The 23,268-nt window shown below is 47.8% G+C and carries 19 protein-coding genes; 18 read left to right on the forward strand and 1 reads right to left on the reverse strand.

Annotated elements, in window-relative coordinates; translation table 11 throughout:
- Window positions 1-3: 3 nt before the first annotated feature.
- From NH568_RS08420 to NH568_RS08470, 11 genes are all read left to right on the forward strand, one after another.
- Window positions 4-1,548, forward strand: coding sequence for a tryptophan halogenase family protein (locus NH568_RS08420; RefSeq protein WP_253046240.1), 1,545 nt, complete (start codon window positions 4-6; stop codon window positions 1,546-1,548).
- Between the two features lie 102 nt (window positions 1,549-1,650).
- The gene (locus NH568_RS08425; protein WP_253046241.1) at window positions 1,651-2,361 is read left to right on the forward strand and encodes a SapC family protein; all 711 of its coding nucleotides are present in this window, start codon (window positions 1,651-1,653) and stop codon (window positions 2,359-2,361) included.
- 122 nt (window positions 2,362-2,483) lie between these two features.
- Entirely contained in the window at window positions 2,484-3,524 is a 1,041-nt protein-coding gene (locus NH568_RS08430; RefSeq protein ID WP_253046242.1) for an isoaspartyl peptidase/L-asparaginase, read from the forward strand.
- A 97-nt stretch (window positions 3,525-3,621) separates the two neighbouring features.
- Window positions 3,622-4,050, forward strand: a complete 429-nt coding sequence (locus tag NH568_RS08435; RefSeq protein ID WP_054016805.1) for a CBS domain-containing protein — start codon at window positions 3,622-3,624, stop codon at window positions 4,048-4,050.
- A gap of 192 nt (window positions 4,051-4,242) precedes the next feature.
- Window positions 4,243-8,127, forward strand: coding sequence for an ATP-dependent RNA helicase HrpA (gene hrpA, locus NH568_RS08440; RefSeq protein ID WP_253046243.1), 3,885 nt, complete (start codon window positions 4,243-4,245; stop codon window positions 8,125-8,127).
- An 87-nt stretch (window positions 8,128-8,214) separates the two neighbouring features.
- Window positions 8,215-8,613: a response regulator gene (locus tag NH568_RS08445; RefSeq protein ID WP_010381687.1), complete on the forward strand. Its 399-nt coding sequence runs from the start codon at window positions 8,215-8,217 to the stop codon at window positions 8,611-8,613.
- 42 nt (window positions 8,614-8,655) lie between these two features.
- Complete coding sequence (locus NH568_RS08450) at window positions 8,656-8,949, forward strand: PilZ domain-containing protein (protein WP_138552886.1); 294 nt, start codon at window positions 8,656-8,658, stop codon at window positions 8,947-8,949.
- A gap of 191 nt (window positions 8,950-9,140) precedes the next feature.
- Complete coding sequence (locus tag NH568_RS08455; protein ID WP_253046244.1) at window positions 9,141-10,754, forward strand: ATP-binding protein; 1,614 nt, start codon at window positions 9,141-9,143, stop codon at window positions 10,752-10,754.
- 73 nt (window positions 10,755-10,827) lie between these two features.
- On the forward strand, window positions 10,828-11,496 hold the full coding sequence (locus NH568_RS08460; protein WP_253046245.1) for a response regulator: 669 nt from the start codon (window positions 10,828-10,830) through the stop codon (window positions 11,494-11,496).
- A gap of 10 nt (window positions 11,497-11,506) precedes the next feature.
- Window positions 11,507-12,379, forward strand: coding sequence for a kinase (locus tag NH568_RS08465; RefSeq protein ID WP_253046246.1), 873 nt, complete (start codon window positions 11,507-11,509; stop codon window positions 12,377-12,379).
- A 48-nt stretch (window positions 12,380-12,427) separates the two neighbouring features.
- Complete coding sequence (locus tag NH568_RS08470; protein WP_253046247.1) at window positions 12,428-12,859, forward strand: cupin domain-containing protein; 432 nt, start codon at window positions 12,428-12,430, stop codon at window positions 12,857-12,859.
- Between the two features lie 44 nt (window positions 12,860-12,903).
- On the opposite strand, the gene NH568_RS08475 is transcribed toward NH568_RS08470, so the two are convergent.
- Complete coding sequence (locus NH568_RS08475) at window positions 12,904-13,965, reverse strand: DUF6765 family protein (protein ID WP_138546819.1); 1,062 nt, start codon at window positions 13,963-13,965, stop codon at window positions 12,904-12,906.
- Between the two features lie 146 nt (window positions 13,966-14,111).
- On the opposite strand from NH568_RS08475, the gene tmk reads away from it, so the two are divergent.
- From tmk to NH568_RS08510, 7 genes are all read left to right on the forward strand, one after another.
- Window positions 14,112-14,765 (forward strand): dTMP kinase, encoded by a 654-nt coding sequence (gene tmk, locus NH568_RS08480; protein ID WP_253046248.1) that lies wholly within the window; start codon window positions 14,112-14,114, stop codon window positions 14,763-14,765.
- 13 nt (window positions 14,766-14,778) lie between these two features.
- The gene (gene holB, locus NH568_RS08485) at window positions 14,779-15,684 is read left to right on the forward strand and encodes a DNA polymerase III subunit delta' (protein WP_253046249.1); all 906 of its coding nucleotides are present in this window, start codon (window positions 14,779-14,781) and stop codon (window positions 15,682-15,684) included.
- Window positions 15,685-15,692: 8 nt separating this feature from the next.
- Window positions 15,693-16,019, forward strand: coding sequence for a PilZ domain-containing protein (locus NH568_RS08490; RefSeq protein WP_138546816.1), 327 nt, complete (start codon window positions 15,693-15,695; stop codon window positions 16,017-16,019).
- A gap of 8 nt (window positions 16,020-16,027) precedes the next feature.
- Window positions 16,028-16,816: a YchF/TatD family DNA exonuclease gene (locus NH568_RS08495; protein WP_138546815.1), complete on the forward strand. Its 789-nt coding sequence runs from the start codon at window positions 16,028-16,030 to the stop codon at window positions 16,814-16,816.
- Entirely contained in the window at window positions 16,806-18,674 is a 1,869-nt protein-coding gene (locus NH568_RS08500) for an alkaline phosphatase D family protein (protein ID WP_253046250.1), read from the forward strand. The genes NH568_RS08495 and NH568_RS08500 overlap by 11 nt, the downstream gene beginning before the upstream one ends.
- 69 nt (window positions 18,675-18,743) lie before the next feature.
- Entirely contained in the window at window positions 18,744-22,439 is a 3,696-nt protein-coding gene (locus NH568_RS08505; protein ID WP_349288001.1) for a two-component regulator propeller domain-containing protein, read from the forward strand.
- A gap of 359 nt (window positions 22,440-22,798) precedes the next feature.
- Window positions 22,799-23,242 (forward strand): GNAT family N-acetyltransferase, encoded by a 444-nt coding sequence (locus NH568_RS08510; RefSeq protein ID WP_253046252.1) that lies wholly within the window; start codon window positions 22,799-22,801, stop codon window positions 23,240-23,242.
- Window positions 23,243-23,268: the final 26 nt, after the last annotated feature.

Below are 23,268 nucleotides of genomic sequence, written 5' to 3' on the forward strand. Positions count from 1 at the left end.
GCTATGGAGCAGGTTAAAAGTGTAGTTGTGGTGGGCGGCGGTACTGCTGGCTGGATCACAGCCGCGAAGTTGGCAAAAGAATTGGGAGCCAACGACCCGCAAGGTGTTCAGGTGACCTTGCTGGAGTCTTCCGATATCCCGACCATTGGCGTTGGAGAGGGTACGTGGCCAACAATGCGAAAAACGTTAGCAAGTCTTGGCATTGATGAGCAAGACTTTATCAAAGCCACAGATGCTTCCTTCAAGCAGGGTACTCGGTTTATAAACTGGCATCACGAACAAGAGAAAGGCAGCAATTACTACTATCATTTATTCAGCTCAGTTGTTGATAGCGCATCTTTCAATCTGTCTCCTTATTGGTTGCTAGGCGAAAGAGAGACGACCTATGCACAGAGCGTGAGTGCTCAGGATATCCTATGCGACCGGGGTCTTGCGCCAAAACTCATAACCAATGCTCCATATGAAGGTATTCAGAATTACGCTTATCACCTCGATGCTGGCAAGTTCGCGACTTTTTTAAAAGCGCATTGTGTTAATACTCTGGGTGTACGTCATTTAGTTGGTAATGTGGTTGATGTTCAACGGGACGTCGACGGTAATATAGGCTCTTTGTTTACAGATCAGCACGGCGAGCTCAAAGCTGGGTTGTATGTAGATTGTACTGGATTTTCTTGTTTGTTATTAGGCAAGACGTTAGGAGTTCAGTACAAGAGTATTCGAGACCAGCTATTTGTTGACAGTGCAATCGCGATTCAAATGCCATATGAAAATGAACAGGAGCCGATAGCCAGTGCAACACATTCTACCGCACAAGAAGCAGGGTGGATCTGGGATATAGGGTTGCAAAGCCGACGTGGAACAGGACATGTGTACTGCTCCGAGTTTATGAGCGCGGACGAGGCAGAAAAAGTTCTGCGAGATTATTTAGGGCCTCGCAGCAAAGAACTTAGTGCCAAGCACATTAAGATGAACTGTGGTTACAGGGAAAAATTCTGGCACAAGAACTGTGTGGCGATTGGTTTGTCAGCAGCCTTTGTTGAGCCTCTTGAAGCATCCGCAATATTCTTGATTGAAGCTGCCGTCAATATGCTGTCTGAGCTATTTCCACATCATCGCTCACAGATGGAAACGAGTGCTGAACACTATAATCGTTCGTTTGAATTGCGGTGGCAAAAAACCATTGATTTTATCAAGCTACATTATGTTTTATCGCAGCGAACAACCCCCTTTTGGTTGTCCAACAAGGCACCTGAGTCGACCCCTGAGTCAGTAAAACATATGCTAGAAGTGTGGCGGCATAGGCCGATAAGTAAATACGATTTTGACAACGTATTTGAACCATTTCCACAGGATAGCTACCAGTATGTTTTATATGGCATGGGTTTTGAGCCCAAACTACAAAACGCAAAAGCCAGCTATGTGAACCGAGCTATGGCACAGAAGTTTATTACTCAAGCAGAAGCGCTCCGTCGCCAGTTCGGTGACAATTTACCCAATAACAGAGAGTTGCTTGAGAAAGTCCACAAATACGGTTTTCAGAAATGTTAAATTTATACTAAATAGGCCTAAAACATGCTTCCAATTTGCTGTTAAAACTATTAGCCTATGTCTCAATAAGTAATAATTACATTCAATTAACGGAGCAGTATTATGGCGGAGCAACAAGTGCAGCCTTTACACAACGAGAAACATGCCAACATCAAAGTAAAAAATGGCATTAACGTAGAATTTTTGAAATCTCAGCACTTGATCCCGGTAGTTGCACACGAGTTTGCGCGTGTTGCGACTGAATTCCCGATGGCATTTGTTAAGAACACTGAAAGCGGCCAGTTCCAGGCTGTTGCCCTGTTTGGTCTTGAGCCAGGTGAAAACCTGTTCGTACAAGATGGTGAGTGGACTGCGGGTATCGCACCGCTGGCAGCATCTCGTTACCCGTTTGGTCTGGTTAAGCACCCAGAGCAAGACCAGTACGGCATCGTAATCGACGAAGCAAGTTCACTGGTTGGTGAAGAAGAAGGTAACGCTTTGTTCGAAGACGGCAAGGAAACTGAATACCTTGAGCGTCGCAAAGAAGCTCTGGTTAACTTCATCGAGTTTTCTCGTGTAACTGAAGCTTTCACTCAGTACCTGGCTGAAAAAGAGCTACTTGTACAACAAACTCTGACTGTTGAAATCTCTGGTGAGAAGAAAGACATCAATGGTATCTACCTGGTAGACGAGCGTAAGCTGAACGAGCTGAGCGATGAAGCATACCTGGAACTGCGTAAACGTGGTTACCTGGCACCTATCTTCTCTTTCCTGACTTCTACACATCAGGTTGGCCGTCTGGCTCGTCTGAAAGCAAAGCGTCAGGCAAGCTAAGTCAGTAATGACTATATATTGTTAAAAAGCGCCTAAGGGCGCTTTTTTTATCGCTTTTTTTTGTATTCGAAATTCAGTTCCGGCAACTTAGTTCCCTAGTAAAAGAACAACAGGAACTCAACATGCGCCCTATACTTATCACCTCATCTTTATTCGCCGCTCTGAGCGTGGCACACCCTGCTTTTGCAGCCAAACCCGAGGCACCCATCGCCATTGCGATTCATGGTGGTGCTGGCACGATTGAAAAGTCTCGCTTCACACCCGAACAGGAAAAAGCCTATCGACAGACGCTTAAAGAGGCTGTTGAGCGAGGCTACAGGGTCTTAGAGCAAGGTGGTGAAAGTCTGGATGCAATTACTGCTGCAATTAAAGTGCTGGAAAACTCTCCGTTTTTTAATGCTGGTAAGGGAGCTGTGTATACTTATGAGGGCACTCATGAACTGGACGCATCAATTATGGATGGTCGGGGCCGACAGGCTGGTGCGGTTGCCGGAGTGAAGCATGTGAAAAACCCTATTGAGTTGGCCAGAGCGGTTATGGAAAAATCGGTGCATGTGATGCTCAGTGGTGCCGGGGCGGAAGAATTTGCTAAGCGAGAGGGTATGTCATTCGTGGATAACGATTATTTTGATACACCTCACCGTTATGAAGCCTGGCAAAAAGCGCGAAAGAAACTGGAGCAAGCTGAGCAGGGCACAAAAGACTATCAGGCACAGCATCAGCAGTTGCCGCAGCAATTTAAGATGGGCACTGTGGGGGCCGTCGCCCTGGACAAAAATGGCAATCTTGCTGCAGGCACGTCTACCGGAGGGATGACCGCAAAACGATTTGGTCGTGTTGGTGACTCTCCTATTATTGGTGCAGGCACCTTTGCAGACAATGATTCTTGTGCGGTGTCAGCCACGGGCCATGGTGAGTACTTTATTCGCTATAATGTTGCCGCTGATATCTGTGCACGGGTGCAGTATCAGGACAAATCCGTAGTACAAGCCGGGCAGGAGGTTATTTTTGGCCCTATGTTTGAGGCTGGTGGAACCGGTGGGGTGATCATTTTAGACGCTCAGGGCAACTTAAGCATGCCATTTAATACTAAGGGCATGTATCGTGCCAGTAAATCCAACACTCAGCCTACTTACGTGGGGATTTTCAAAGCGACAGATTAACTCGAATCATTCTGCTTAACGTCTGCAAATTTGGGCAATTTTTGTAACGCCAGCTACTATTTAATATGAAGCTGGTGTTTTCTTAGGGGAATGAAATATGCAATCTGTCAAAGTAGCAGACTATCTTAACCATCGTCCGGTAACCTTTAAAGCCGACATGCGTATCGAGTCGGCCGTGGAAAAACTACTGCAAAGTGGTCAGGCCGGAGGACCTGTGATCGATGATATGCAGCGCGTAGTGGGCTTTTTATCAGAGCAGGATTGTATCCGAACTATGCTGGAAGCTACTTACCAGAACGAATCTCATAGCATAGTGGCTGATGTGATGAATGCTGAGCCTTTATGTGTCAGCCCTGATGATAGCATTCTAAAGCTGGCAGACAGAATGACCGCCGATAAACCAAAAATCTATCCGGTGTGTGACAGTGACTGTCGGCTGGTTGGGGTGATCAGCCGTACGCATGTATTGTATGCTATCGATAAGCATCTGCATGATACCTATGAGTCGGGACATCGTTTTGTCTGAGTTCTGACGCAAGTTTCCAGAGGGTAAACTTCTAGTCCTGATGAATGTGGTGTCAGCGATAATTGGCACCACCCTGTGTGATAGCTACTCAACTCTGTTTTTAAGGTTCCGGTCCTTGTCAAAGGGACTGGGCTGTACTCGTGCTTTTTGTTAGACTACGCGACGATTTTCTCAGTAACAAGGTGTCGTGTAGTGGATTTGCAGTCGTTGTATTCGAACATAGCGGATTGCCTCAAAAAGGATCAGTTTCTCTTTAAAAAACGTCTTCAGGGCGTCAAAAAAATAAAAGATGAAGCGAAACAACAAAAGGTACTTACTCAGATAACGCGTGATATAGAGCACAGTAAAACGCTCAGAGTGAAGCGTCTGGCTGAATTGCCGACGGTGCAATACCCCGAGTCGCTGCCGGTTAGCCAGAAAAAAGACGACATTAAAAAAGCCATTGCCGAGAACCAGGTGGTGATAGTTGCGGGTGAAACCGGCTCGGGAAAAACCACTCAGCTACCTAAAATCTGTCTGGAACTGGGCCGCGGTGTTGATGGCTATATTGGTCACACTCAGCCACGACGTCTGGCCGCGCGCAGTGTGTCAAACCGTATCGCCGAAGAGCTTAATTGTGAGCTTGGCCAGGAGGTCGGCTTTAAAATCCGTTTCAGCGATCAGGTGTCTGATAAGAGCTATATCAAATTAATGACCGACGGTATCTTGCTGGCAGAGATCCAGCAAGACAGATATCTGAACCAATACGATACCATCATTATAGATGAAGCCCACGAGCGCAGCCTGAATATCGACTTTATCCTTGGCTATCTGAAAAACCTGCTTCCTAAGCGCCCAGAATTGAAAGTGATCATTACCTCCGCGACAATCGATCCGGAGCGTTTTTCCAGGCACTTTAATAACGCTCCCATCATTGAAGTATCAGGCCGTACCTATCCGGTAGAAGTGCGCTATCGTCCCGTGATTGATGCCAGTGGAGATGAGAGTGAAGCCGAAAACGACCAGCTACAAGGGATTTTCGATGCCGTAGACGAGCTGTGTGCAGAAGGCCCGGGAGACATCCTGATTTTTATGAATGGCGAGCGGGAAATTCGTGATACGGCCGATGCACTGGGTAAACGTAATCTCAAAGGGGTTGAGATCCTGCCTTTGTATGCCCGTTTGTCTAATGCAGAGCAGAACCGCATTTTTGCTGCACACAGCCACCGTCGTATTGTACTGTCAACCAACGTAGCTGAAACCTCTCTGACCGTACCAGGGATCCGTTATGTAATTGACCCGGGCACTGCACGGATCAGCCGCTACAGTGCCCGTACTAAAGTTCAGAGATTGCCAATTGAAGCAGTTTCACAGGCCAGTGCCAATCAGCGTATGGGACGTTGTGGCCGGGTCGCTGCGGGTGTCTGTATCCGTTTGTACTCAGAAGAAGATTTCCTGGGTCGTCCGGAATTTACCGATCCGGAAATCCTGCGCACCAATCTGGCATCGGTTATTTTGCAAATGCTGGCACTGGGCCTGGGAGATATCAAGCGTTTTCCGTTTGTGCAAGCACCCGATAACCGCAATATTACAGATGGTGTTACCTTGCTTGAAGAGCTGGGGGCTGTTAAACCTGCCGCCAGACGTGAGCAAACCACGCTGACTCAGACCGGACGCAAGCTCAGCCGCTTACCCATAGATCCGCGCCTGGCCCGCATGGTACTGGCATCAGCACCTTTGGGGGCATTGCGTGAGGTGATCATTATCGCTGCGGCGTTGTCGATTCAGGATCCCAGAGAGCGGCCGCAGGAAAAGCGCGGCGCAGCGGACGAAAAGCATGGCCGGTTCGAAGATGCAGACTCCGATTTTATGGCGTTTCTGAACCTCTGGCAGTATCTGGAAGAGCAGCAGGAAGCGCTCAGTCGCAGTCAGTTCAGAAAGCAATGTCAGAAAGACTTTTTAGCCTATATGCGCGTCAGAGAATGGCAGGATATTGTTTATCAGCTGACAACAGTGTGCACAGAAATGGGCCTCAAAGGCTCGGGTAATGATGCCAGCTTCGAAGCCATTCATCAGGCGTTGTTGAGCGGCATGCTGAGCCACATAGGTCAAAAAGACGAGAAAAAATTCTATAAGGGTGCGCGCAACAGCCAGTTCCATATATTCCCGGGGTCTGGTTTGTTTAAGAAAAGTCCGAAATGGGTGATGGCAGCCGAGCTGGTCGAAACCAGCAAGCTCTATGCCCGCATCAATGCCAAGATTGACGTTAACTGGATAGCGCCCCTGGCAGAACATCTGGTTAAGCGCAGTTACAGTGAGCCACACTGGGAAAAGAAACAGGGGTGTGTCATCGCTTTTGAACAGCAAACCCTGTACGGCCTCATCATAGTTGGCAAAAAGCGTACGGTTTACAGCCAGATTGAACCTGTGCTGTGTCGCGAACTCTTTATTAAAGAAGCGTTGGTTGCGCAGCAATTGGGGCAAAATGAGGTCTTTTTGAAACACAATCAGGCACTGATAGAAGATATTCAGGATCTGGAAAACAAAGCACGTCGCCGGGATATTCTGGTCGATGAGCATATGATGCAGGCGTTTTATGAGCAGCGGATCCCGGCCGATGTAAATAATCGTGCCGCTTTCAACCACTGGTGGAAAGACAAGAAAAAAACCGACAAACGCTTTTTGCATATGGATCGGGATGCCCTGATGCAACACGAGGCGTCACACATTACGGCACTGGATTATCCTGACGTGTGGCAGCAGGGTAATCTGATGTTGCCATTGAGCTATCATTTTGAACCCGGTCAACCTGTTGATGGGGTGACCGTAAACATCCCCCTGCCGCTCCTCAATCAGGTTGCGAATGAAGGTTTTGACTGGCATATACCAGCACTGCGTCATGAATTGATTTGCTCCTTGATTAAGAGCTTACCCAAGAGCCTGAGACGTAACTTTGTGCCGGCACCAAACTACGCCGATGCGGTGCTTGCTGCTATAGAGCCAATGCAAGGGGGCTTCCTGGAGGCGCTGGCAAATCGCTTACTGCGCATGACTGGCGTGAAAGTTGACGCTGAGGCGTTCGATCTCGGGGCACTGGAATCGCACTTAAAAATGCAGTTTCAGGTACTGGATGAACACAATAAGGTGATTGCGCATGGCTATGACCTTGATGCACTCAAAGCCAAATTACAAGGCAAGGTCACGCAAACGCTGTCCAAAGTGGCAGAAGAGGGCATAGAGCAGGAGGGGCTGACGCAGTGGTCGTTTGGTGACCTGCCTGAGGAATACACCAAAAAGCAGGGCGGCTACGAGATCAAAGCGTTTCCGGCGTTGGTGGACGATAAGCAAACTACCTCAATCAGCTTGTTTGACCACCCGCTCAAGGCACAACAGGCGCACCGCCTCGGTTTACGTCGACTGGTGATGCTTAACGTGCCCTCACCGGTGAAATATTTACAACAGCATTTGCCGAATAAAGCAAAGCTGGGGCTGTATTTTAATCCGTTTGGTAAAATTAACGACCTGATTGACGATTGTACTGCTGCGGGGGTGGACGCTTTACTTGGTGACTATACCTCAATCCGCTCTGAGCAGGACTTTGAAAAAGCCAAAGAGCATGTCCGAGCTGAGTTGGGAGATAAAGTCGTTGACATTGCCTCAGCAGTTGAACAAGTGCTGAGCATTGCACATAGTGTGAATAAACGCATGAAAGGTCGCGTTGACCTGACCATGATCACTGCCCATGGGGATATCAAGTCTCAGTTAGAGAGTCTGATCTTTAAAGGCTTTGTTAGCCAGCATGGTGCACACAAGTTGTCTGATCTATTGCGTTATATGAAAGCGATTGAAAAACGTCTTGAGAAGTTGCCGGTCGATCCAAATCGTGACCGTTTGTGTGTGCTGGAACTCGAAAAAGTAGCAACTGCATACACAGATAAGTGTAATAAGCAGCCAAAAGGGCTGCCAATGCCAGAAGCCCTGAAGGAAGTTTTTTGGATGCAGCAGGAACTTCGGGTGTCTTTATTTGCTCAAACACTAGGCACACCTTATCCGATTTCAGCAAAGCGCATCACTAATGCGCTAAATGAGATCGAATAGTGTGTTTTGACTTGCAATTTGCATTAGGGCAATTACCTTATTAAGAGGAAACTATTTTTGGATTGTGAAAAGGAAGCGGCATTGACTATGTCCACACAGGGGAGCAGGATGAAAACGCCGCATGTTTTAGTGGTTGATGATGAGTATTTCAATTTTGAAATGCTCTCTATGGCTTTGTCGGACGCATTTAAATTTAGCTACGCTGAATCAGGTAAAAGCTGCTTGTCTAATGCGATTGCTGATCCACCGGATGTGATACTGCTCGACGTATGCATGCCTGGGTTGGATGGATACGATACGTGTCGAATGCTAAAAAACACGCCTGAAACCCGAGATATTCCCGTACTGATGGTGTCGGGTCTGGAATCGGAGCAGGAGAAACAAGCTGGTTTTGATGCGGGCTGTGATGCTTACGTGGTTAAACCCTTTTCAATGCAATCCTTATCGGAAAAAATAAAAAATATGGTGCAAATTATTCCCAGGTAATTTTTTGCAGGCAAGCAATGATAATAATGAGTGGAGCACGCCATGATACATGAGGATAAGCGGCGCTTTATGCGCATGATGGTCAACACCCAGGCACAATTAACGGTCTTGTCCACGGGTCATAAACTGCAAGGCACTTGCCACGACTTAAGTGCTACCGGTTTGTCGATCATTGTTGAGGAGCCGATTGAAATCAATGAAATGTTAGACGTATTTATCGACAGTCACGGTGGCTCCATTCCACCTCTCAATGCTCATGTCAAAGTCATCCGCTGCGGCAACAACACCGAAGGCGAAGGCTATATGCTGGGCCTCGAGATTGTGCAGTTTAATTAACTATCCTTATGTAGCCCAACTATCGGCCCGTGTTGCATGTGACGGACCGCCTTTACAAAGCAGGCGCACAGGTGTGTCCCTGCTTTGGTAAATTTTGTCACCACTTCCACACTATTTGCACATTGACCTTACATACTGATTAGCATCTGGTCTTACAAGTTTTGAATTCTGCTCACAGGGGTAACTACACCATGAAACTGACAATACGGCACAAGCTGCTGGCTATTTTGCTGTTGGTCAACACCGTATTGATCATGGCGATTTACTTTGCTAATCAGGCGGCTTTTGAAAAGAGTTTTCGTGATTATATTCAGCAAAATAGCCGCGCACGACTCGTTGCGCTGATGCCGACTATTCGCGAAAATTACGACCGTTACGGTGAGGAGTGGGTGTATCATCGGCATCCGGCGTGGCATCAGCTGGTACAAGAAGTACGGGGACATGCCGTTAGAACGACATCGGACGGTGCGAATCCCTCTTATGACAGTTACGACAGCCCGTCTATGCGACAGCCTCGCAGACGACCAGAACATTCTAACAGAGGCCCGACAGAGGAGCGCATAGGTCGGGAGAGGGGTGATGAGCTTCGCCCTCAGACACAGTATCAATCTGACAGACGTCCGCAACCTGGTGCTGAGCGTCCACCCAGAGGAGAACGAAGTGCATACCCGCCAAAAAGACGCAGGCCGCCTCCCAGAGGGTATGGAGACAATGGAAGTGGTCGTTTAGTGTATAAAAACGCAGCCGGTGAGCAGGTTATTGGCTCACTGACGACAACTAGAACGACCTTGTGGGAGCCTGTTCACCAGTCAGATTCTCCTGCGTCGCCCCTACTGGGGTACGTTGGCCTTGAAGATGGCCTGGTTATGAGTAATCGTTTTGACAGTTTATTTGCCGAGCGACAAAAAAATTGGTTTATGTATATCGCCATTGTAGCCCTGATCGCATCGAGCTTACTGGCTATACCATTCAGTCACTTTCTGGTTGCGCCTGTACTGGCGCTGCGTCGGGCGGCACAGAGCCTGGCAAGAGGGGACTATCAGAGTAACCTGAGCACGGATAGCAACGACGAGTTGGGTATGCTGGCTCGGGATTTGAATACCCTGTCAGAAACCCTGCGGGAAAACCAGCAGGCAAGACAGCAGTGGATCGCCGACATTTCTCACGAGCTGCGTACACCCATCGCTGTGTTTAAAGCTGAACTGGAAGGGATGATTGATGGGGTCATAGAAACTAACCCTGAGCAGCTTCACTCTTTACATGAAGAGATAAGTCGTTTGACTCAGCTGGTTGATGATTTGCATCAGTTATCTATGTCGGACAGAGGATCTCTGAGCTATCAGATGTCACCACATTGTTTGGGCGATATCGTTGAACAGACATTCGGTAATCATCAGGCTCAGTTGACGAATCAACATTTTAAGTGGCAGCTGGACGGAGATAAGTCGTTGCTTATGGAGTGTGATGACAGGCGGATGACTCAGTTATTTAGCAATCTGATGCAAAATACATTGCGTTACACCGATTCTGCGCAACACAGTCCCGGTCAGATCCAGGTGACGATTAAAAAACAGGGAGAGCAAACTGAAATCGTCTGGCAAGACAGCTCACCCGGAGTAGAGCCCGAGTTGTTAGATAAACTCTTTGACCGCTTGTACCGGGTCAAACAGGCAAGAGATCGTGTGTCAGGTGGTTCGGGCCTTGGGCTAGCGATTTGTACCAGCATAGTTCAGGCGCATAACGGTACAATCTCGGCCCAACAAAGTGAGCTTGGCGGTCTGGCTGTGGTGATGCGCTTTTCCTAAAAGGGTTGTAAATTCAAGCCATTTCACTTAGTTTTGGGAAGTAGAAGACCCAAGGTGAAAGTGAACGCTGAAAATGCATAAAGTACTAATCATTGAAGACGAAAAAAAGCTTGCAACCATTTTAGGTAAGTATGTCACTCAGGCTGGCTATGAGTTGCATATGGTTCATGATGGCGCCGAGGCTCTGAATGCCGTTGACACCTTTAAACCAGATATTATTCTGCTTGATCTTATGCTACCTAATGTTGATGGTATCGTGATTTGTCGTGAGGTGAGGCGCCATTCTATGGTTCCCATTATTATGACTACCGCTAAGGTGGAAGAAATCGATCGGTTACTTGGACTTGAAGTGGGCGCGGACGATTATGTTTGCAAACCTTATAGCCCACGTGAGGTGGTTGCTCGCGTTAAAGCAATTTTGCGCCGGGTAGGGGCAAATCCCCTCCAGACTGAGCAACTGGCACTGGATGAAAACACGCTATTTGTCACCTATCAGAACAGCTCTGTAGAGCTCACTCAGGTGGAGTTTGTTTTACTGCAAACCTTAGTCGCACATCCCGGGCGCATTTACAATCGCTCAAGACTGATGGATTGTATCTATGACGATGATCGGATCGTCAGCGATCGTACGATTGACAGCCATATTAAAAAAATTCGCAAGAAGCTCTCCCAACTCTCACCGGATAGCGAATTCATTCACTCTATATATGGTGCTGGCTATAAGTATGAGCTGAACACCTAGCCCGACAGGTATGGCAGAGTCTTTTGTAATGGCGCCCTGGCAGCGTCGGTTTTGTGAGGCGCACAAGCTTGATGCGCAGTATGTTCAGTTACTTGGCCCCGTTTCTAAGTGGCTGGCGGAGCAAGCTAAGCAAAATTCACCTTTATGCCTGGGGATCAGCGGCTCACAGGGGAGTGGTAAATCGACACTGGCTGGCTACTTAAAAGCCGCACTTGCTCAAAAGGGATTGCGCGTTGATTGTGTGTCACTGGACGATTTCTATCTGAGCCAGGCCGAGCGGGCAAAACGCGCTGATGATATACACCCGTTGTTTCAGACCCGGGGTGTACCGGGGACTCACGACACCGCCCTGGCAGTTGAGGTACTAGCGCGGTTTCGGGCGCAACAGCCTTTGACATTGCCCCGGTTTGATAAATCTATGGACGAGCCATTTTCGTCTGCGCACTGGCAACACTGCGATAGCCTGGACGTGCTGATTTTTGAAGGCTGGTGTCTGGGCATAAAAGAGCTGCCGGAACAAAGCCTGACTTGCCCGATTAATCAGCTGGAGCAGGAACAGGATCCTGATGGCCGTTATCGTCATTCTGTGAACCACTTTCTTAAAGCAGATTACCAGCCCTTGTTTGCACAGCTTGATAAACTCATATTTCTCAATGCCGGGGACTTTTCGCATGTTGCCCGCTGGCGCCTTGAGCAAGAACAAAAATTGCGCTTGTCAGGGACGCAGTCACGCCGTATGTCAGAGCAAGAGGTTACACACTTTGTGCAGTTTTTTCAGCGTCTGACTCAATGGGGGCTGAAGACGTTACCCGATCAGTGTGACGTTGAACTACGCTTGTCTGCGCAGCGGGATATTTTGGCGATGACAGGGCTCCACAATTAAGTCACATTGTCGTATTAGGATACAAAAAACTTACAAGGATAAACCAACATGCACTGCACCCTTTTTACTTTACCTGCTTTTTTACTGTTGAGTTTTGCGGGTATCAGCGCGGAACAAGCGCATAGCGCCGAGCAGATAAAAGTAGAAACCCTGACAAAACAGCAACAGAGCTGGAACGGCGCAACCCTGCCTGCCTATCCAAAAGGCCAGCCAGAAGTACGGATCATGCGCTTTACCATTCCGGCCGGACAGACCTTACCTATCCACAAGCACCCTTATATTAATGCTGGTTTGATGATACAAGGTGAGCTAATGGTTGAGACAGAAACCGGTGAGACCTTACATATCAAGGCCGGCGATACCATAGTCGAAGTACTCAATACCTGGCACTGGGGCAAAAATGTTGGTAAAGAGGCTGCACAGATAGTGGTTTTTTACGCGGGTGTTAAAGATCAGGCCGTCACGCTTAAGCCTGAATAAACGGGTATTTCACCGCGATCAACTTGGGTCGCGGTGACCCTTATCTAGCTGACACAAATGCCATATCTGGGCAGAATATCCACTATGATGCTCTGGCGGTGTTTCTTTGCCGCATCATGAAAATGTTTCCAGTCAGAATTAAGAAATCCCGGGTGATACTGGTAGCAGTGCTCATCTCCCGTTTCTAACGTTGTTCCAAGTGCCTGATGCTTCCATGAGCCATGGCCTTTTGCGATATAGCTGAGTTGGTAGGCACCCAGACCAAAGCGGTCGTTTGCAATAGCATCCAGCCACTGGTGGTGACGCGTTTCTCCATTATCGCTGACAAACTGGTCAAAACACTGTGCAATTTCGTTTCGTACTTGTGGTGAGAGCCCGGTGATAGGCTTTACCAGATAAGTTTGAAAAACCTTACACAGCTCGTCTGCCGCCTGCAAAAAGTCACTGGGGTTGTTGCGTTCAATGTGTTCACCCAGACCGTTTGTATAAGACCAGTGCTGATGGGGCAGGTCGGGGTGTGAGAGCGCCTGACCATGACCAAGGCTTGGAATATTGTCTTGCAAAATATTGGCGAAATAATTGGTGACCTTATCTATCAGGCTGTGGTGTATCTGGCCATTATGGTCTGTGATATCGCGTACATGGTTTACCGGATGGTCAACGCCTGCAAAGCCCTTGTGTCCCCAGGTATCAATAAACACATGGGCAGTGATGCCCAGTCGGTGTAATGAATAAGGGCGGTCTTTATCAGCCAGTACCTCTGCAATCATGTCTTTTGCGACATGTGAGTGTGGACGACACACCAGTTTCTGGATAAAGCTGCCACTCGGGTTTTCGCCTGCCGGTAAGCCGCCGTTACCCGGCAAAAAATGAAATGGCACCCAGACTTTCATATTTTTTAGGCTGTCCAGATTACGATACTCAAGCATTTTGTGTGCAGTTGCTATTCGCTCATAAGCGGCGCCATTGTCAAACTCAATGTGCCCATAGTTAGTGGCGTCGTCTACATATTGGGCTGCATGCGCAATGGTATTGGCCTGAGCCGGTGAGAAGCCTGCGTCTCTTGCCACAACCCAGGTCATGGCGTGATGAAGATCAATTTGCATCATTTTTCCTTGCGAAAATCGATTGATGCAGTAAACGGTACACTATTCAACGAATTAATCCTACTGATGATGGCGTGAAACGGATATAATGACGCTCATTTTCAGATAATTGTATTCGGTACTCAGTGGTACTGCAGAGAGTGTGTATGAATAAAGGTTTTATGTTGGTTTGTGATGGCAGTAATGGAGCAGGCAAAACAACCGTGATTCAGGGCATTGCCGATTATCTTGAGCAACAGGGTTTTGATGTTGTACTGACTCGTGAACCGGGCGGTACGCCAATAGGTGAGAAGATCCGTACTGTTATTTTGGATCCCAGTACACCTGAAATGGGTTCTGTCACTGAGCTTATGCTGTTCGGTGCGGCACGGGCTCAGCATGTCCAAGAAAAGATCCTTCCGGCACTAGAAGCGGGGAAGGTTGTGATCTCCGATCGTTTTGACGCTGCGACGTTCAGTTTTCAACATTATGCGCGAGGCATCGATCTCAAGACTATCACGACGATTAACGAATTGGCGCTGGGTGGCTTCAAACCCGACATGAATATCATTTTGGATTTAGATCCTGAACTTGGCTTAACACGCGTAAGTCAACGTGGCGAAGGGCTAGATCGTATGGAAGATGAAAAAATGGAGTTTTTGCACCGTGCACGGCAAGGTTATCTGGCCCAGGCCCAAGCTGAGCCAGCACGGTTCAGCGTGATTGATGCGTCGGAAGATAAGCAGGCTGTGCTACAGGCGTGTTTGGAAGTCGTGGATTCAGTGGTAGCGGCCAGTCGTCAACAAAACGACAACAATTAACTGGTGCTATTATATGTACCCATGGCTAGAACCGGTATTTACTCAATTACAGACGAGCTACCAACAACAGCGTTTTCATCATGCTCAATTATTATATGGTATGGTTGGTGTCGGAAAGCTTGAGCTGGCCCAGTCACTTGCAGCAGCGCTGCTATGCAAACACGCAGGCACGTCGCTTTACTCTTGTGGGCAATGCAAAAGCTGCTTGCTTATTGAGGCTGACAATCACCCGGACAAACTACTGATAACGGCAGAAACGCAGAGCATTAGTGTTGATGCTATTCGAGGCTTGAATGAGTTTATATTTCACTCAGCTCAGCAGGGAGGAAATAAAGTTGTTGTTATCGATGGGGTTGAAAAGCTCACAGAGTCGGCTGCCAATGCACTGTTAAAAACGCTTGAAGAGCCCGCTAAGGGTCGGTACTTACTGCTGTTGTGTAATGACAGAGCACGTGTGTCCGCGACGGTTTTGAGCCGCTGTAACAAGTTGAATGTGGGTGTGGTTGATGGTAACGCGGTCGAAGCGTGGCTTGCACAACAGGGGATTCACTCCAGCCAATTCCCCTGGGTCAGCAATTTTATGTCGCAGCCGCTATTATTACAAAAGTGGTCACAGACGCAGCAACTCAAGGATATCGATTATTTGTGGCAAACCGCACAGCGCCTAAGTGAGGGGGTTGATAGCGATACACTGGCAAAAACACTGCAAGCTGATGTGAGCCTGGTAAAGGTATTTTGCGGTTTTGCACTGGCTGCCATCAACAATCAGATTGTGACAGGGCAGTTGGATTTTAGTAAAGCACAGGCTGCCATTGCGATAGTGAGGCGGTTTTCAGTAGACCAACATACTGTGTTAGGCTTAAACTTGTCCCTGAGTCTGTCACGATTATGCTATCAGTTGCAGCAAACCTTAAGATAGGAGTCAAGGTGCAAGAATTACTAGTCGATTTTGAAGACAACGACGAACTATATCGCAGTTACATGCCATACCAAAAAAGCGGCGGTCTGTTTGTGCAAACCAATAGTCGTTATGAAATGGGGCAGGCGATAACGCTACGAATTACCTTGCCTGATGCACTTGAAGAGGATGTGGTAACCGGCAAGGTTGTCTGGATCACACCACAAGGTGCGCAAAATTCAAACCCGCCCGGGATAGGTGTTGGGTTTGAGGCAGAAGACGAATTACTGAACGATAAAATAGTAAAAATGCTGGGCACTATGCTGAACTCCGGCAAGCCCACCTACACCATGTAAGAGCAGTTATGATTGTAGATTCTCATTGTCATCTTGACAGACTGGACTTTGATAAACTGGGTAAAGCGTTACCTGAGATCCTCACAGAGGCCAGAGCTAAGCAGGTTGAACACTTTTTATGTGTAAGCGTCACCCTGGCTCAGTTTCCGGCCATGCTTGAAAAAATTCTACCGTTTGAGGATGTGTCAGCATCTTGTGGTGTACATCCACTCAATCAGGACGACGCGCTTGACCCAGAGCTATTGAAACAGTTGGCTCAGCACCCTAAGGTCGTTGCAATCGGCGAGACGGGGTTGGATTATTATTATTCAAAAGACACACATCAGGTGCAAAGAGACAGCTTTGCACAGCATATTGATATTGCCAACGAGCTTAACAAACCACTGATAATTCATACCCGTGATGCCAGGCAAGATACTTTGGATATTATGCGAGCTCATCAGGCACAACAGTGTGGTGGTGTATTGCACTGCTTCACAGAGAGCTGGGATATGGCAAAACAGGCCATTGATATGGGGTTCTATATTTCTATCTCTGGGATTGTTACTTTTAAAAATGCCACTGAGCTACAAGATGTTGTGAGGCGTTTGCCTCTGGACAGGCTGTTAATTGAAACAGACTCCCCTTATCTGGCGCCTGTGCCACATCGTGGTAAAACCAACCAACCCGCCTATGTGCAGGATGTTGCCTATTTTATCGCAGATTTAAAAGGGATTAGCTACAAGGAGTTAGCCAGCGCCACAACGGAGAATTTCTACCGTTTGTTTGGCCTGGCTCAGCGCGGTAATGCCAGCTAACGATTCTGATTTACCTTATCTATTGCTCGGTCCAATGGTGCGCCGGGCAGAGCCTAAACAAATTTGCCTGCAGTTTGTTACCACTGCAGCGCCACAATTCGAGCTTGAAATAGACGGGGTTGAGGTATCAGTTGAGCAAAGCGACATCAGGTTGGGTACCTACTTATACCTGTGCTATTTACTGATCACCCCGAATCACGGTCATTTTAAATGCGATACCAACCTGGGTTATCGCATCAAAGCGGGCGGACGTTGGTTGGACCTAAGTGCGCTCAGCTACACTGACTTCCCTCAGCTTGTGGTGCCCGAGACCATTCATAGCGTGCTTCACGGCTCGTGCCGCAATCCTCATCACCACAGCCAGGACAGCTTGGCAACTGCCGATGATTATCTACGCCAGACGTTACATGACAAGACAAAACGCCCCTCATTGTTATTAATGTCCGGAGATCAGATTTATGCGGATGATGTGGCGGGTCCGATGCTTATGGCCGCACACAGGCTGATCTCGCTACTCGATATTTATCCTGAGGACAATGTTGCACTGACTTTGCCAGAGTCTTTGCAGCAGCAGCTCTATCAACGTCATCACTGGTTACCGAAAACGCCCTGGCAGGAGCGCAGTAAATGGACCTTGGGTCACTGGCTTAAAAAAGATGAGGTGCACTTCTCCAGCGTTAAAGCTGGCAATCACCTGATTACGCTTGAGGAATTTATTGCCTGCTACCTGCTTAACTTTAGTTATCAGGCCTGGCAGTTGGTCGATTTGTCGCAGTTGCATGGACACGCTCTGAGCCATAACCAGGCACTTGAATTTGCTGCGGATAAGCGCGCTTTACTGGGCTTCATTGAAACCTTACCGGCGGCCCAGCGGTTGTTTGCTAACGTTTCAACATTGATGATGTTTGACGATCATGATGTGACAGACGACTGGAACCTGACTGCGAGATGGGAACAAAATATTGCCAATTCTCCGGCAAGTCGACGGATCATAGCCAATGGCCTGATAGCATATTGGTTGTTCCAGGGGTTGGGTAATGATGCCTTATGCGCGACGGGTAAGTTGATCGATGGGTTTACCCAATGTCTTACAGCCCATCACAAATGGGCGCTAACCAGCTTCGACAAGGCCCTGCACCGTTTTACACAGTGGCATTATTGCCTCGACACACAGCCAAAAGTAGTGGTGTTGGATACGCGTACCCATCGCTGGCGCAATGAGCAGGATTTCAATGAACCCAGTGGCCTCATGGACTGGGAAACCCTCATGGAATTGCAGGAGCAAATGCTGAACCAGGATTCTGTCTTGTTGGTGAGCCCTGCACCGGTATTTGGCGTCAAAGCGATAGAAACAATACAGGCAGTCTTCAACGCATGTGGTCACCCTCTGGTGGTGGACGTTGAGAACTGGATGGCGCATGAGGGCGCTGCGAAAAAACTGATCGATATTTTCAAGCGCGAAGATACACCTAGTGAGACCATTATTCTATCTGGTGATGTGCATTACTCATTCTGCTTTTCAGTCGCGGCCCGTTTTGGCCGGCACGATAACCGGATCTGGCAACTTACCTCTTCAGGCATAAAAAATGAATTCCCAAAGCGCCTGCTGCATATACTAGAAAAACTGGATACCTGGCTTTTTGCCCCCTGGAGTCCGTTTAACCTGTTTACTAAGCGCTGGCAGTTGTCGGTACGAAAACATCACAGTAACAGTGTTGGCAAACGTTACTTAGTGAGTGCATCTGCTATCAGTCTGGTTGAGTTACAACAGGGCAGACTGAGCCGCTATCGATTACTGCGCTCAGATGGAGAGGTGACTGAGTTTGCGTTATCTGAACACGATGACGCGCGCTGTTAATCCAATACCCGACATCTCAGCTGGATTGTAAAGTTTTGCTATAGTTACAACAAAGAGCCTGCGCAAAAGGTGATAGGGTTGTATCAGCAACAGCATATAAAACACACAAAACTTAGCGTGAGTTTCCTGATCCTGGTGGTGAGCTGGTTATATTCTGCTCCTGTACTGGCCGTTCCCATATTTTCTGATACGGCGCAGGTGATGCGTCACTATGATTATGAATCAGGTCTCAGTCAGGTCAGTATTACTGCGATTGAAGAAGACCAGCTTGGTTATATCTGGATTGGTACACAAGCGGGCCTCAACCGCTTTGATGGCCATTCATTTAAGCAGTTTACCAGCCGTCAGCAGGATCCATTTTCATTGGCCGGGGCTTTTATCACTGCGCTGTGCCATAGCGGCGAGTCACTATGGATTGGTACCAGCACTGGACTCAGCGTTTATCATACCGTCACGGGTCGGTTTCAGAGCTTTTTAAGTGATTTCAGTCCTTTGATCCCCTCTGATCGGGTGCAGTCTATTGGTTGTCAGGGCAGCGCAATCTCTGTCACTACAGAAGACGGTTTTTACTATGTAATAGATAAAGCAACGCTGTTACCGCAAGAATTGGCATTGAAAGGCGACTTTATTCGATATGTAACGGTATACAAAAATTTGGTTTATTACCTGTCTGATGAGGGTCTGGTGGTTAACAATCGCCAGACAGATATGACGACACTATTGTTAGCGGGTGATTTTAAGTCGCTGATGATCAGTGGTGAGCGGGCATTTTTAATTGGCAAAGATAATAAGTTAACAGTTTATGACACTCTGTTTGAGCGCGCCTTGTGGCAAAGCGCCATTGCATCGGATTTAAAGCTGGTATTACATTCAGTTTTTGCGTCAGCAGGGGAGTTATTTGTTGCCACCAGCCACGGCGTATATCTGCTTAACATGAAAGGTGAGATAAAAAAACGCTGGTATAAACGGGGCAATAATAAGTCAGGGTTACAGGACAGCAGCATCCTTTCAGTTTTCAGAGACAGCAATAGCGATTTGTGGATTGGAACAGAAACCCGGGGCCTGCACTTCATCAGTCAGCTCAGTGAAACTTTTGGCCATGTGGGGGAATACAATTACCCAAGTGCACCTCTGGCAAATTCGGATGTCCGCAGCTTTGCTTTGGATGCATCAGATCGCTTGTGGGTTGCGACGTCCAGCGGGGTTTATATTTTCCAACAGCAACAGTTTATTAAAGCGGAGCAGATTTACCCTAAGCTTGCCACCTTTTCCAACAGCTTTATTACTAAAGTGCTGGTTGTAAATGAACACGTGTGGCTGACTTCACGCGGTGCTGGTGTGGCCAGGATCAACCTCACCAATGGCGAGGTGATGCACTTTACACCTGATTTCGGTAATGGTCCGGAATTGAGTTTTAACGACATCACAGTATTTAAGCAGCAGGTTTTATTGAGCTCACGCACATTAGGCCTGCTTTATTATGATGAGCACCAGAAAAAACTCCTGCCATTTTTTGCTTCATCGGTTTCAGCACCAAATCATGTGTCGTCGGTTCTGATCGATGGTGATGGCTTTTACTTTGGTAGCGTGGGCGATGGTCTGTTCCACTATGACGGACTGACTATTAAATCGCTGACCACAAATAATGGTTTGGCATCAGATATTGTCTTTATGCTGGCGCGCGACACACTTGGCGCAATCTGGGTCGCCAGTGAATCAGGCATCAGTATCCTGAACAAGCAGTTTGAAGTCGAAAAAGTGTTAAAAATAGCCGGCGGGCTCGCCAATGAAGCAATCTGGGCCATGGTATTTGATCAGCAACAACATGTCTGGCTTGGCACCAGTGGTGGCCTGAGTCGGGTCAATATACATGACCACAATATCGATAACTTTCTGGTTGTTGATGGCGTGCAGGATAACGAATTCAATTATAATGCTGCCTGGCTGGCACCCGATGGCAGGGTCTTTATTGGCGGAGCAAAAGGGTTCAATCAATTTTACCCGGAGCAAATCCGTATCGCGTTTGGGATCCGACCCCTGTTAATCTCTAATATCGAGTTGCTTGGAGAAGTATTGCACCCTGAGGCCAGCAGTGAGCTGACTCTGGCACCCGAACTTACAGAGAAACTGTCTCTGAATTATGATCAGGACATCATCTCTTTGCACTATTCCAGTTTGGACTACGGCTCCGAACGCTTGAACTTCTTTTATCGTATCGTTGGCCTGAGCGATCAGTGGCTGAAACTGGCTGATGGGGTCAGGCAAATCAATCTGCTGAAACTGGAACCTGGGAACTATCAGGTACAAACATACACAGTTAATCGTTTTAATCAAAAGTCGCCTGTTCATCGCTTCACCATACGTATTAAAGCGCCCTGGTGGTGGGACTGGTATTCCAAGACGTTTTACGTTGTTGCACTGACGTTGAGCTTTGCCTTGTGGCTGAGGCAGCGGCAGGCGCGCTTCCGCCAGGTGGTGAATGACAATCGGGTGATGAATGAGCTGCAACAGCGCCTTGAACTGAGCTTGTGGGCCAGCGGTGATGAGTTATGGGACTGGCACCTTGAGGACAAGAAAGTCTATCGCTACTGCGTTAAGCCACGCATCGATTATGGCAGGAATCAGGCGACTATGGCTGTTGAGGACATAGACCAGTTTGTCCATCCAAAGGACTGCATTGCCTGGGAAGAGAAAATAGAAGCCTGTCTCGAGGGTGAGCAAGACACCTATGAAATCGCGATGCGGGTAAAAACACTAAAAGACCAATGGAGCTGGGTATTAGAGCGAGGAAAAGTGGTTAGTCGCGACCACCACGGCCGACCACAACGTATTGTCGGCGCGTTGAAAGACATAGCAGAGCTGAAGGCGCACCAGAATGCATTGCAGACGCTCAATGAACAACTGGAAATTAAAGTGGCAATGCGAACAGACGAACTCTACAAAAAGAACCAAAAGCTTGAACAGGCAATGATGGAGCTTAAGCGCACTCAGCAGGAACTGATTGAAAGTGAAAAAATGGCGTCACTGGGCAATGTGGTGGCAGGGATTGCACATGAGATTAATACGCCGCTTGGCGTGGCAATTACCGCGTTGACTTACAATCAGGAATGCTTACACAACATCAATGAAAAGCTTCAGAAAAAGCAATTACGTCAGGCCGATCTGGAGCGCTCCAATTCAGAGCAGGAGGAAGGATACAGGCTGATCCTGCGTAATCTCGATAGAGCTCAAATGCTGATCAGCAACTTTAAGCAGGTCGCCGTTGACCAGTCTAGCGAAGTGGAGCGGGATATTAACGTCAAAGATTATATCGAAGACGTTTTTAGCTCTCTTTTGCCGCTGAGTAAAGGTAAAGAGATTACCTTGTCTATTGCGGGTGATGCCGACATGTTGGTCAATACCTACCCAGGCGCCATTTATCAGATAATGACAAACTTATTTAACAACTCAATGATCCATGGCTTTGAAAAACAACAAAAGGGTATGGTCGATGTATCAACCAGTATGCTTGGAGAGCACTGGTTACTCGTATACCGCGATGATGGGGTTGGGATGTCAAAAGAGGGATTAAAGACCCTGTTCGATCCGTTTGTTACGACAAAAAGAAGTCAGGGCGGCTGCGGTCTGGGCATGCATATAGTGTATAACCTGGTGACACAACTGCTCAAAGGTGAAATCACCGCAAAATCAACCCCAGGGCAAGGAATTGAAATCAGCATCAAAGTCCCATACAACCCCGCCAAAGGCGAAGAAATGGTTGGGTGAGGCGAGACCGAAGCAACGCTTCGCAGCTCGCCGAACGCTTTTCATGGATGAAAAGCCGGGAGCCCTCCATAGGGATATGTGTCCACTGGTACTTTCCTGAGACCGAAGCAACGCTTCGCAGCTCGCCGAACGCTTTATCGTGCAAAGTCGAGCTTTAGCTCGGTCTTTGCGCAAGGTGAAACGTAATAAGTACACTGGACCAAATTGTTGTACAATGCGCCCGACAAATTGCTAGATCAGGGCTTTGCGGTGCCTTGGGTAATTTCAAACCTTTGTATTATGCGCGCACTCCAACGGAATAAGAAGCGTTGAACGTGCAATGGAATTAAGAACAATAACAATCATCCAGGACAGTTCAAATGAAAGTCTCAGACATAACGAACGACCACTCAGACATTGAGGTCATCGCCAATTGGTATTACCAGCAATGGGACAGTAAAGACCCTCATGCCACAGTACAGAGTGTGGTTGATAAAATATCGTCATCTGATTCGCGCACAGGGTTTGCTGCATATATTGACAATGAGTTGGTTGGTGCGGGCGAAATTAAACAGCAAATCGATTCACATTATTCTGGCAATCTACATTGGCTAGACGGCGTATATGTGCCGACTGAACATCGTGGCAAAGGCATCTCAACGGCTTTGATTGAGTTTGCGATTGCCAAGGCAGCCAAGCTCAAGTTGCCTGCACTGCATCTTCGCTGTGAGGCTCATCTGGTGAAATTATATGAATCTCATGGGTTTAGTGTCGTTGCAATGGACGGACAGAAATTCATTATGGCACACGCATTAACTTCGTGAGCAATCAGGTGCACAGAGGCAGTGAA

It is taken from the genome of Pseudoalteromonas sp. XMcav2-N (assembly GCF_024124545.1).
Lineage (GTDB): Bacteria > Pseudomonadota > Gammaproteobacteria > Enterobacterales > Alteromonadaceae > Pseudoalteromonas.